The organism is Bacillus sp. UNC437CL72CviS29 (assembly GCF_000482345.1).
Taxonomy (GTDB): domain Bacteria; phylum Bacillota; class Bacilli; order Bacillales; family Bacillaceae_G; genus Bacillus_A; species Bacillus_A arachidis.
Genome location: NZ_AXVB01000003.1, coordinates 45,707 through 58,200, shown reverse-complemented (window position 1 = coordinate 58,200; position 12,494 = coordinate 45,707). Strand labels below are relative to the sequence as shown.

Annotated in this window: 13 protein-coding genes; 2 read left to right on the top strand and 11 right to left on the bottom strand. The window is 37.1% G+C overall.

The window, feature by feature from the left end; all coding sequences use genetic code 11:
• Positions 1-120: 120 nt before the first annotated feature.
• On the bottom strand, positions 121-1,431 hold the full coding sequence (locus M014_RS0100330) for a DEAD/DEAH box helicase (RefSeq protein ID WP_026589905.1): 1,311 nt from the start codon (positions 1,429-1,431) through the stop codon (positions 121-123).
• A gap of 181 nt (positions 1,432-1,612) precedes the next feature.
• On the opposite strand from M014_RS0100330, the gene vrrA reads away from it, so the two are divergent.
• Entirely contained in the window at positions 1,613-2,245 is a 633-nt protein-coding gene (vrrA, locus tag M014_RS0100325) for a VrrA/YqfQ family protein (protein ID WP_026589904.1), read from the top strand.
• 91 nt (positions 2,246-2,336) lie between these two features.
• Positions 2,337-3,284: a 4-hydroxy-3-methylbut-2-enyl diphosphate reductase gene (locus M014_RS0100320; RefSeq protein WP_026589903.1), complete on the top strand. Its 948-nt coding sequence runs from the start codon at positions 2,337-2,339 to the stop codon at positions 3,282-3,284.
• Positions 3,285-3,330: 46 nt separating this feature from the next.
• On the opposite strand, the gene M014_RS0100315 is transcribed toward M014_RS0100320, so the two are convergent.
• From M014_RS0100315 to M014_RS27650, 10 genes are all read right to left on the bottom strand, one after another.
• The gene (locus tag M014_RS0100315; RefSeq protein ID WP_026589902.1) at positions 3,331-4,452 is read right to left on the bottom strand and encodes a Nif3-like dinuclear metal center hexameric protein; all 1,122 of its coding nucleotides are present in this window, start codon (positions 4,450-4,452) and stop codon (positions 3,331-3,333) included.
• Entirely contained in the window at positions 4,449-5,156 is a 708-nt protein-coding gene (locus tag M014_RS0100310) for a tRNA (adenine(22)-N(1))-methyltransferase (RefSeq protein WP_026589901.1), read from the bottom strand. The genes M014_RS0100315 and M014_RS0100310 overlap by 4 nt, the downstream gene beginning before the upstream one ends.
• A gap of 167 nt (positions 5,157-5,323) precedes the next feature.
• Positions 5,324-5,683: a cytochrome c550 gene (cccA, locus tag M014_RS0100305; protein ID WP_026589900.1), complete on the bottom strand. Its 360-nt coding sequence runs from the start codon at positions 5,681-5,683 to the stop codon at positions 5,324-5,326.
• Between the two features lie 385 nt (positions 5,684-6,068).
• A complete protein-coding gene (rpoD, locus tag M014_RS0100300) occupies positions 6,069-7,196 on the bottom strand; it encodes an RNA polymerase sigma factor RpoD (protein WP_026589899.1) in 1,128 nt (375 codons plus the stop codon).
• Positions 7,197-7,255: 59 nt separating this feature from the next.
• A complete protein-coding gene (gene dnaG, locus M014_RS0100295; RefSeq protein ID WP_026589898.1) occupies positions 7,256-9,052 on the bottom strand; it encodes a DNA primase in 1,797 nt (598 codons plus the stop codon).
• Positions 9,053-9,090: 38 nt separating this feature from the next.
• Entirely contained in the window at positions 9,091-9,549 is a 459-nt protein-coding gene (locus M014_RS0100290) for a YaiI/YqxD family protein (RefSeq protein ID WP_026589897.1), read from the bottom strand.
• Between the two features lie 369 nt (positions 9,550-9,918).
• The gene (locus M014_RS0100285) at positions 9,919-10,731 is read right to left on the bottom strand and encodes a pyruvate, water dikinase regulatory protein (protein ID WP_026589896.1); all 813 of its coding nucleotides are present in this window, start codon (positions 10,729-10,731) and stop codon (positions 9,919-9,921) included.
• Between the two features lie 29 nt (positions 10,732-10,760).
• Positions 10,761-11,393, bottom strand: coding sequence for a helix-turn-helix transcriptional regulator (locus tag M014_RS0100280; RefSeq protein WP_026589895.1), 633 nt, complete (start codon positions 11,391-11,393; stop codon positions 10,761-10,763).
• Between the two features lie 107 nt (positions 11,394-11,500).
• Positions 11,501-12,247, bottom strand: a complete 747-nt coding sequence (recO, locus tag M014_RS0100275; protein ID WP_026589894.1) for a DNA repair protein RecO — start codon at positions 12,245-12,247, stop codon at positions 11,501-11,503.
• 33 nt (positions 12,248-12,280) lie between these two features.
• Entirely contained in the window at positions 12,281-12,424 is a 144-nt protein-coding gene (locus M014_RS27650) for a YqzL family protein (protein WP_000883924.1), read from the bottom strand.
• Positions 12,425-12,494: the final 70 nt, after the last annotated feature.

The following is a 12,494-nucleotide window of genomic DNA, read 5'->3' as shown; positions in this document are numbered from 1 at the left end:
TAGCATAATTTGTAGAAATATGTAGTGAATTGTTTGCTAGCACAAGAAACCACTATAAAATAAACTTTCCTAGATCACTTCTACTACGAGCGAATAGCAATAAAAAAAGATAAGGGATCCTTATCTTTTTTTATTGCTATATTTTTTCTTCACTTTTTCACGTTCAGTGGCAAGCTTTTTCTTATATCCCGGCTTAACCTTTTTCGGTTTTTTAACAACTTTAGTCGCCATAATATCTAATTCATTATTCGGCTTTTTGCGACTTTGACGACGACGGCGATCGCCTAAGTCCACCCATTCATCTCCACGTAAATCTACATGGTTAAATGTGATATTCCGTTGTTTCTCTAAGCTATCTAATGCTTCTTCATTTGCTGGGTCATAAATCGTCACTGCAATACCTGAATAGCCTGCACGAGCTGTTCTTCCAACGCGGTGAACGAAGAAATCTAAATCAGAAGGAAGTTCGTAGTTAATTACATGACTGATTCCCTCGATATCAATACCACGTGCTGCTAAATCCGTCGCAACAATATATTGGAATTCTAAATCACGAATTTGTTTCATCATTTTTTTACGATCACGCGGAGATAAATCACCATGAATACGTCCAACTTTTAATCCACGCTCCGTTAATCCATTCGCAACTTCTTCTGCCATCTTTTTCGTATTTGTAAAGACAATTGCTAAATACGGCTTAAATTGAAGTAACATTTTGTTCACTAATTCAATCTTATTACGATGTCTAGAAGGAACTAAATAATGCTCAATATTTCCCGCCGCAACTTGTTTCGGATTAATATGAATGTGCTCTGGATTCTCCATGTATTTTTTCATAAACGGTTTTAATTTTTGAGGAATCGTTGCAGAAAAAACGAGCATTTGCAAGTTTTTAGGCATACGTGCTGCAATTTTATCAACATCTTGAATGAATCCCATATCAAGCATCAAATCTGCCTCATCGACAATGATAGTAGAAGCCGTGTGCACAAATAGTGCTTGTTCTTCTACTAAATCTTTAATACGCCCTGGTGTTCCAACAACAACATGAGGTTGCTTCTTAAGCTTTTCAATGGATCGTTGTTTGTCTGTTCCACCAATTAAACAACGCGCTGTAATCATTTGACCTTCTGCACAAAACTTTGTTAACTTTACAATCTCTTGATAAATTTGTTGTGCTAATTCACGAGTAGGCGCTGTAATAACTAATTGTACCTCTTCTCGTTTTGCATCAATTCTGTTTAAAGTTGGAAGTAAGTATGCGTGTGTTTTTCCAGAACCCGTTTGAGACTGTCCAATTACACTCACACCTTTTTTCACAACAGGAAAAATTTTCTTTTGAATTTCTGTCGGCTCCGAAAAGCGTAGTTCACGAACTGCATCTATTAAAAATGGTTGAAAATTATATTGTGTAAATGTTTGTAGTGTCATAAGTTACACCTTCTTTCTAAAATTTCTACTGCGCGCACAAATCAGTCAAGTCTACATTATATCGAAATCTAATAGTAAAATCCATCTTTAGTTTAGGTTTTTACTTCAAAAACTAACCTTCTTTCTTTTCATTGCATATTGTATGTGTATATACCTAACTAAAGAAAGGAGGATTTCTCTTATGTATCCGAAACCCCCTATGGGGCAAATGTATGCAGGACAACAGCAACCATACAGCCCATATCCCATACCTAATTTACCGCCTATGATGCAAAAAAAGAAAGGATTTCTCGCTAGACTATTCAAAAAACACGATCCAACTCAGCCATTTATGCAAATGGCTCCCCCCTATCGACAAATGGAAGGGCAACCGATGATGCATCAACATCAGCAACCCTATATGCAGCAACCTCAACAAATGATGCCGCCTCAAATGAACGATCCGAATGAAATGCGCGGCTCAGCACCGGTAGCACCTAGCGGCGGTATAGGTAGCTTTTTTTCCAATTTAATCTCCAATCCTACAGGCATGTTAAATAATATTGAAAAGGTTGCTCAAGTCGCTCAATCTGTTGGACCTGTCGTGCAACAATACGGTCCCATTGTCCGCAGTATACCGAGCATCGTAAAAATTCTCACTTCTGGAAAAGGTACTGCTGAAGAATCGGCGGAAGAAGTGGAAGTAATCGCTACACCTCCACCACCTTCACAAGGGAAAAAAAAGAAGAGAATAGTTTTGGAGCCAGTTATTGAAAAAGAGCCCATGAAAGAGAATATCCCGCGTACGGCACCAAAACCCAAACTATATGTCTAACAATCCTTTGTTTTCTGTCCGCTCCTCCTTTATAATGGAAAAGACTATGTACAAAAAAGGATCTCTTGTTTAGAAGGAGAGGATTACTCACATGAAGATTGTAAAAATTTCCCCTCGTGGTTATTGCTACGGTGTTGTTGATGCAATGGTCATTGCACGCAATGCCGCACTAGATAAAACATTACCGAGACCAATTTATATTTTAGGTATGATTGTTCACAACAAGCATGTAACCGATGCTTTCGAAGAAGATGGCATTATTACATTAGATGGCCCAAGTCGATTGGAGATTTTAGACAAAATCGATTCTGGTACTGTTATTTTCACAGCGCATGGTGTTTCTCCAGAAGTTAAACAACGTGCAAAAGAAAAAGGATTAACGACAATCGATGCAACATGTCCAGATGTTACGAAAACACATGACCTCATTGAAGCAAAAAAAGCGGAAGGATACCATGTGATTTACATTGGCAAAAAAGGACATCCAGAACCAGAAGGCGCGGTTGGTATCGCACCTGATATCGTTCATCTTATTGAAAAAGCAGCGGATTTAGAGACACTGGAAATCCCAACAGAGAAAATTTTAGTTACAAATCAAACAACAATGAGCCAATGGGACGTTCAGCACCTTATGGAGGACATTCAGAAAAAATTCCCAACAGCTGAATTTCACAAAGAAATTTGCTTAGCAACACAAGTACGTCAAGAAGCTGTTGCTAAGCAAGCTGATGTTGCTGATTTAACGATTGTTGTTGGTGATCCAAAAAGCAACAACTCAAACCGTTTAGCTCAAGTATCCGAGGAAATTGCCGGTACAAGGGCATACCGCGTTGCAGACGTAAGCGAAATTCAATTAGAGTGGCTACAAGGTATTGAAAACGTCGCTATTACCGCAGGTGCATCTACACCAACGCCAATTACAAAAGAAGTAATCGCCTTTTTAGAACAGTACGATCCGATGAATCCAGCAACTTGGGAACGCAAACGGAATGTACCGCTTCAAAAAATCTTGCCGCGTGTAAAAGCAAAAAAACAATAAAAAAAATCCGTTGCTAATGAGCTAGCAACGGATTTTTTTATTTTACTTATACAAAAGTAAACGGATCTGTATGTAACTGAGAAGCATGAATTTGCACAGCAAATTTTTTCTCATCTACCTTTTGTTGTAATTGTTTTTGTACACCTTGTTTCATCACTTTTTCCACATTATGTCCTGGGTCAACAATATTTAATCCAAGCATCATCGCATCGTGTGCAACATGATAATACATATCGCCTGTCACATACACATCTGCTCCTTTATATTTTGCTTGCGTAATATATTTATTCCCATCACCGCCAAGCACTGCTACTTTCCGTACTTTATCGTCTAATTTCCCAACAACTCGCGCTCCGTTTACATCTAATGCCGATTTCACATGTTCAGCAAACTGCCCTAGTGTCATTTCTTCTTGCAAGTATCCAATCTTTCCAAGCCCCAATGTCTCCCCCTTATTATCAAGCGGGTATACATCGTAGGCAACTTCTTCATATGGATGTGTTGTTAACATTGCTTTTACTACTTTTCGCTCCAGTGAAGCTGGAATAATTGTTTCGATCCTTATCTCTTCCACACGCTCTAACTGTCCAGTTTCGCCTATATAAGGATTTGTTCCGTCCTGAGGTATAAATGTACCTATTCCTTCGCTATTAAACGTACAGTGGCTATAGTTACCGATATATCCAGCTCCAGCATTTCCGAGAGCTTTGCGAACATCTTCAGCATGTGTTACAGGCACAAACACAACAATTTTTTTCATTTCTTCCGAGTATGTCGGAACAAGTACTTCTGTATTTTGCAAGCCTAATGCATCTGCAAGTAAATCATTCACCCCACCTTTTGCGACATCGACATTTGTATGCGCCGCATAAACAGCGATATCATTTTTGATGCAAGTTTCAATAATCCGCCCATACGCCTTATCTGTATGGATTGCTTTTAATGGATTAAAAATAAGCGGGTGATGAGCAATAATTACATTTGCTCCTATTTGAATCGCTTCTTCTACAACCGCTTCTGTAACATCCAGTGCAATCAATACATGCCCGACCTGCTTATTTAACGCCCCAATTTGTAAGCCTATCTTGTCACCTTCCATTGCTAGATGTTTTGGATACATGCTTTCAAATAAAGAAATCACTTCATGACCATTTGGAATTTTACTCATGATAAAACCTCCTCTATCATTTTCATTTTCTCGACTACTTCAATCCGTTTCGCTTTTGTATCTTCCGATTCTGTCGCACGTTCCAGCTGCTTCAAGATATTTTGAAAGTTTTTTAGTTCATTTTCCCATTTTTCTACAAACGCATTACTTTTTTCCTTCATCAAAAATGGTCCGATAAATAGCTCAGCTTGTTTGTCTTCATGATAAGGAGTGAGTGGATCACCTTTTTCTCCCACTAAAATCTCATAAATCTTTCCATCTTCTTTTATAATTTTCTCATGGATAAGCTCCCAGCCATTTTCAATAAACCATTCACGAATATGATGCGCTGCAATATTAGGTTGTAAAATCAAGCGAGTTACACCACTTAGCTTCTCTTTTCCACTCTCTAAAATATCACGAATTAACGCTCCACCCATGCCAGCAATTGTAATAACATCGACTTCTCCTGGCGTAATAACAGCTAGACCATTCCCTTTACGAACATCTACTTTTTCTTGCAAGCCGCTCTCAGCTACCGTAGCTTGCGCAGAACGGAACGGTCCATCTACCACTTCTCCTGCTACTGCCTTTGTAGCAATATTATTTATAATTGTATAGCACGGTAAATACGCATGATCAGAACCAATATCCGCAACTGTAGATCCTACTGGAATCTCCCGTACTACTTCTTCTAATCTTTTGGAAAGCTTCACTTCATTCATTTATTTCCATTACTCCTTCTCTTGTCAGTCTGTCTCCATGATAATGAATTTACAGTAGTTGTTGCAAGTAAAGAAATAAAACAATTCCTTTATCTAATCGTATTCTAGAAAGAAAAGACAAGAAAAACAAGCCTTTTGCTATAAGCAAAAGACTTGTTTTTTAAACTTTATTTTTTCTTCGCTAACCAGTCTGCTACTTTAGAAGCTTGATCTGCCGGAATTAAATTCGGTGGCATGTTTCCTTTTCCTTTTGAAATCACTTCTTTAATTTCATCTTTAGAGAGTTTTCCGCCAATTTTTTGTAAATTCGGCCCCACAGCACCTTGCAACTGATCACCATGACAACTCGTACAATTTTGCTTCACAATGTCCTCTGGTTTTGATGCCGCTTGTGTAGTTTTCCCTCCATTTTTTTTCGCTTCAGCTAGTTCTTTTGATTTATACAATCCCTCAAACGAAAATACAAACATAATAACAATTCCTAGTACAGCAATGAGTGCAAACGGAATCAACGGATTACGTTTCATATTTCTTCTCCCCCCTCTATGCCCCCTAATAATTAGATGATTCAGTTATTTCCATTGTACTTGAAAACGCTCTATCAGAAAAGACAAAACTATCAGTTGTTACAAATATTCCATAAATTCAGTTTATTTACTTTCTTCCTTTTATCACATATTATTTTGATAAATATCAACGCTTTTCATCATATTTTTTGTTTTTCTACATATATTTTTGTATAGAATAAACGAAATTAATCGAAAAATCGAAAAATGAGCATTTGCAAATCAAAAGACAATTCTGTAAAATAAATTACAAGAATTGTAATCGTTACTGACAACTAAATTTTAACAAAAATTAACAAAATAAAAAAGTTTACTTCACAAATGTGAAGTAAACTTAGAAAGAACCCTATTCTAAGAAATCTTTTAGACGTTTGCTACGGCTTGGATGTCTTAATTTACGAAGCGCTTTTGCTTCAATTTGACGAATACGCTCTCTCGTTACGCCGAATACTTTTCCAACTTCTTCAAGCGTACGAGTTCGTCCATCATCTAAACCGAAACGAAGACGTAGAACATTTTCTTCACGATCTGTTAATGTATCTAACACATCTTCTAATTGTTCTTTTAGCAGTTCATACGCTGCATGATCTGCAGGTGATGTTGCTTCTTGGTCTTCAATGAAGTCACCTAAATGGGAGTCATCCTCTTCACCAATTGGTGTTTCAAGAGAAACCGGCTCCTGTGCAATCTTTAAAATTTCGCGTACTTTTTCTGGAGCAAGATCCATTTCTTCACCAATTTCTTCTGGAGATGGTTCACGTCCTAAATCTTGTAACAATTGACGCTGTACACGGATTAATTTATTAATTGTTTCAACCATATGAACTGGAATACGAATTGTTCTCGCTTGGTCTGCAATGGCACGTGTAATCGCTTGGCGAATCCACCAAGTTGCATACGTACTAAATTTAAATCCTTTACGATAATCGAACTTTTCAACCGCTTTAATTAGACCCATATTCCCTTCTTGAATTAAGTCTAAGAAAAGCATACCTCGGCCAACATATCGCTTTGCAATACTTACTACCAGACGTAAATTCGCTTCTGCAAGACGGCGCTTCGCTTCTTCATCGCCTTCTTCAATACGCGTTGCAAGTCGAATTTCTTCTTCAGCAGATAGTAAGTCAACGCGGCCGATTTCTTTTAAATACATGCGAACAGGGTCATTGATTTTCACACCAGGTGGTACGCTTAAATCATTTAAGTCAAATTCTTCTTCTGTCTTTGAGATTTGATGAGTATTAGGACCTTCATCGTTGTCGTTGTCACCAACTAGGTCAATCCCTTGTTCACCTAGATATTCATAATATTCATCCATTTGATCGGATTCAATTTCAAATCCACTCATGCGTTCTGCAATCTCTTCATATGTAAGAACGCCACGTTTTTTTCCGAGCTCAGTGAGTTGTTCTTTCACTTGCTCAAGGGTCATTTCAGTTTCAATTTGTTTAGAACGAGCTGGTTTGTCAGCCATCTGTTCCCCTCCTTACGCGAGATACAAACATTCATTATACTAAAATTTTATCGAAAAAGCTATTTTCTTGCTTTTTGATTTTGTAAATATGCTGCATAATATTTAGCAGCCTCTACAGGATCTGTTTTTTCCATTTGCTTTAATTCAAAGATAATTTTCATCTTTTCAAGCTTTTCCTTATGACGTTTTAACGCCTCTAAATGACCTTGTAACACTTCTTCTGTGTATTCTGGATTAATAAATTCATCCGTTGAAATGTTAGTGATAATATTTTTCAACTTTTCATCAGAGAGCCAGCTTAAGAAATTTCCGATTGAAGGTTCATTTCCCTTTTCATAATATGCGTATAGTTCATATAAAATCCCTTTATGTTCTTCTGTATGAAAATCTTCTATATGAGGTTCAATGCGGAAAGCAACTTCTGCACTTTGTAGCATATGGTAAATGAGCTCTCTTTCTGCCCTTTCAAAACCTGAAAATTTCGGTTTCGCCTGAACAATTTGAGTCAGCTTAGAAATTTGCTTCGTTTGTTTTTGCTGTATCTTTTGTTCTTTGCGATATTGGTGCAATTGGCCTAAAAGTGTTTCCATTGAGTAAGCAAATTCTTGTGATAATGATTTTAAATATGACTCCGCTTGCATTGCATCTTGCAATAATGCTAACTCTTTTAAAACACTTTTCACATATTCTTCTTTACCAGACTCATCTTGCAAATTTTTCCCTAAACGCAAGTAATTTATTTTGAATCCAACAAAACTTATACTAGCCTTTACAAGATTTTCAAACGCCGCTGTTCCATATTGTTGCACATATTCATCAGGATCAAGCTTATCTGGCAATGAAGTAACCTTTATTTGACAACCAACTTGTAATAACAATTGGCCTGCTTTCATTGTCGCTTCTCTTCCTGCTTTATCACCATCATAGCAAAGAACAACAGTTTCAACATTACGCCGCAGAAGTTTCGCTTGTTCTTCTGTTAAAGCTGTTCCCATCGTTGCAACTGATTCTTCAACCCCGCTCTTTACAGCAGCTAATACGTCAGCATATCCTTCAAATAGAACAACTTGCCCTCTTTTTCTGATAAACGGCCTTGCTTGATGGAAGTTATACAGCAACTTACTTTTGTAAAAAATAGGTGTTTCTGGGCTGTTTAAATATTTCGGAGTATCATCTCCTAACGCCCTTCCACTAAACGCTGCAACTTTCCCTTGCAGTGTGTGAATTGGAAACATGACCCTTCCACGAAAACGATCATGATGACTGCCATCCCTCTCACTTCTTACAAGAAGACCTGCTTGTTCCATAAGAGACAGCGAAAAACCTCTTTTTTGCAATATTTTCGCTGCATCATCCCAAGCTGGTGATGCATAACCAATTTCAAACTTCTCAATCATCTCTTTTGTAATACCACGTTTTAATAAATACGAAAGAGCTTCATTCCCCTCTTCTGTATTTACCAATAAATGATGATAATACTTTTTCAGAAGTTCATGTGCTTGTAACATGATGGCATTGTCATCAGATATATTTTCTTGTTGCCCTTGCCCTGATGTATACTCTGCAACCGCAACGCCATTTCTTTCTCCAAGCTTTTGCACAGCTTCTATAAAAGAAAGTCCTTCCATTTTCATAAGAAAAGAAAAAACATTTCCACCCTCTCCACATCCGAAACAATGGAAAATTTGCTTGTCGGATGAAACTGAAAACGAGGGAGAATTCTCACCATGAAATGGACAAAGTCCAAAATAATTGCGCCCCTGCTTTCTCAGCTGAACATACTCACCAATCACTTCTACGATATCGGATGATGTCCGAATCTGTTCAACAACTTCTTCGGGAATTCTGTTCCCCATAACTCCATCTCCGTGTCGTATTTTGTATTCGATACAAATTAAAAGATTCCTTTATAATTCGACAATATTTTTTCTAAATTTGTTAGAAAGTACTGTCGATCACGCTTTGTAAATGATTTTGGACCTTTTGTATAAGTCCCTTGTCTGCGTAGCTTCGCAGATACATACCTACTATATAAAATTGTATCCATTTGCTCATCTGTCACAAATGTACCCCGTGGAGATAATACATATACTCCTTTTTTGACAAGAAGACCAGCAAGTCCCATATCCTGTGTGATCACGAGATCCGAAGCTTTGGCATGTTTATAAATATAAAAATCCACCTCATCTTGCTCAGAATCTACATAAATCCAATTCCCTTGCTGTTTTCTCGAACGATGGGCGTAGGATGCGACAAACAAAATTTCGACATGAAATTTTGTTCCCACTCGCACAATTTCATCCTTCACGGGACATGCATCTGCATCAACTAATATCTTACTGATGTTTTGCATATTTCTGTATTCTACATCCCTTCTGTGAATCCTTCCATAATGTGCGTTTTCTTGTTCAGATTTTTGTCGATTTTACGTAAATATATACCTTTTCCGTAAATCCTATCCCTAGTTTATTCTGAAAAATTAAAGTCTAAACGTAAAATGTACGTTTTTATCACAATTTTTTATTATAATATATTTTCTCTAACTTCGCTACATATCCTTTAAAATTTTATTATTCTATTGATAGGCAATAAATTTTCCTATCTAACATGAATACAGAAGAAAAGAATATAGGTTCAATCATTCTAGCGTGAAATAAAAAATACTAAGAATGCATGCCCTTTATTTTGAGCGAAAAAAGCACATTCACCTTTGGTAAATGTGCTAAAACATTCTTTGGTTTTGCACTGCATTCACAATAATATTCGCCGTTTCCTCAATCGCCTTATTAGATACATCAATTACTTGACAGTTTATTCTACTTACTACTTTCTCAAAGTGATCAATTTCTTCTTTAATACGATTGATATTCGCGTATGTTGCTCCATCACTTAACCCAAGTGATTTTAATCGCTCTTTTCGAATATGATTTAACTTATCCGGCGTAATTTTCAAACCAAAACATTTTTCTTTTGCAACTTGATATAATTCTTCAGGCGGATCTACTTCTGGTACAAGAGGTACATTCGCAACCTTCAATCGTTTATTATGAGCTAAATACTGTGAAAGTGGTGTTTTTGATGTACGGGACACCCCAATTAAAACGATATCAGCCTTTAAAATCCCGCGTGCATCTCTACCATCATCATATTTAACAGCAAACTCGATTGCTTCAATCTTTTTAAAATATTCTTCATCTAATCTGCGGACAACACCTGGTTCATACCTTGGAACTTGTCCTGTAATTTCTTCAATTTGATCAATAAGAGGGCCAATAATATCATAGGCCTCTACTCCCTCTTTTGCCGCTTCTGTTAACAAATATTGACGCATGTCAGGTTTTACTAACGTAAAACAAATCAGCGCTTGGTTACTCTTTGCAATTGAAATTACTTCTTTTAATGTCCCCACATCTTCCACATAGGGTACACGTCTAATATCAGGAGCGAATGGAAACTGTCCCATTGCAGCTCGAACAACTAAATCAGCCGTCTCTCCAACAGAATCAGATACGACATATACGATTTTATTATCCATTACATTACCTCACTTTAAACAAATTACATTTAATCATTGTTTACTAAATTTACAAACGCTCGCGTAATATTTGTTTTTGTAATTCTACCAACAACTTCTAATCCTTGTTTTGTGTCTTTTACAACTGGCATCGCATCAATCTGTCTTTCTATTAATTCCATCGCAACATCATATAGAGAGTCCTCCCTACGACACATTGCGATATTTGGCATCCTAGTCATGATAATATTAACCGGAAGTGATGTTAAATCCTGCTTTCCTAAGCTTGCACGTAATAAATCTTTACGAGAAACTACCCCAACTAGAAGCGTTGCTTGCTCTACAATAAACAAAGTACCTACGTCTTCTAAAAACATAGTGCAAATCGCGTCGTATACGGAAATATTTTTATCAACAACTACCGGCCTAGATTGATAATCTTGCACCTTAACTTTCTTAACTGCTTCTGATAATAACTGTCCCCCAGTTTTCCCTGTATAAAAATACCCCACACGCGGACGTGCTTCTAAATAACCTGCCATCGTTAAAATCGCTAAATCAGGTCTTAACGTTGCACGTGTTAAATTTAACTGTGCCGCAATTGATTCCCCTGTAATAGGACCGTGATCTTTTACAATCTGAATGATATGTTCTTGCCGTTTATTCAGTTCTATGATAATCACCACCTTCAATGCAAAACGAAAAAAGTTATACTATCTCTTAAATATTATATACTAAATATGCTTTTCGAAAAAGAAAGTATGTAAAAAGGACCTACATATGGTCCTCGTTATATCCGAAATTTATCAAGTTGCTCCAGAAAACGTCTTGATTTCAAATAGATGCCACAATATTCATCATAATATGTATTTAATACTGTACGCATTTGTCGCTTCGTTCCATCTTTGACAGATACATTGCCAAGGCGAGCTAAATCAAAATGATAAAAGAGACGTAACAATTTATGAACGGCCTCTCCCACTGGAATACGGTACGGATCTTGCTCAGCATGACGCGAGCACAGAAAACCGCCTTCTCGGACAGAGAAGGCGACAAAATCTGTTTCTTGGTGACAAATGGCACATGTATCAAAATATGGATGCATCCCGAGTACAGGGAGCATTTTCGTTTGATAAATTAACGACAATACTTCGGAATCAACACCCTCACACATATAGTGCAACGTTTGATATAACATTTCAAATAAGTACGGATTATGTTTCTTATCTTCAGTTGCTTTATCAGTCAATTCAACGATAAATGATGCATATGCAGTTAAAAATATATCCTCACGAATTTCTTTCATCGATGAAATTATTTCACCTTGCTGCAAAGTCCCAAGTCCAGACCCCATTTGAATCAGAAAGTGACCATGTGTCATAAGTTGCGAAATAGATGCTAACCTACTTTTCGGTTTTTTCGCCCCTCTTGCCATTGCACTTACCTTTCCAAGTTCACGGGAGAATATCGTAACAATTTTATTCGTTTCTCCGTAATCTGTTGTCCGGATGACAATTCCCTCAACTTTTTGAAACATGTTCGTCACCATCCAAGGTTTGAACAAAACGGGTCAAGAAATTGGAGAATCTAGATGCGCTAGCTCCTCTTCATGTTGATCCATCTCATCGTTTACGTCTTTTTCCATTTCCTTCAAAAGCAAATACGTTTCAATGCTTCCTGTCTTGGAGAAAAACTTCCAGGTAAAATCTAGCATAAGAATCCACCTTTCTCAGTAAGAGTAGCATATAAACCAATTTCTTTTGTTGTTATTAAAATGACCCATT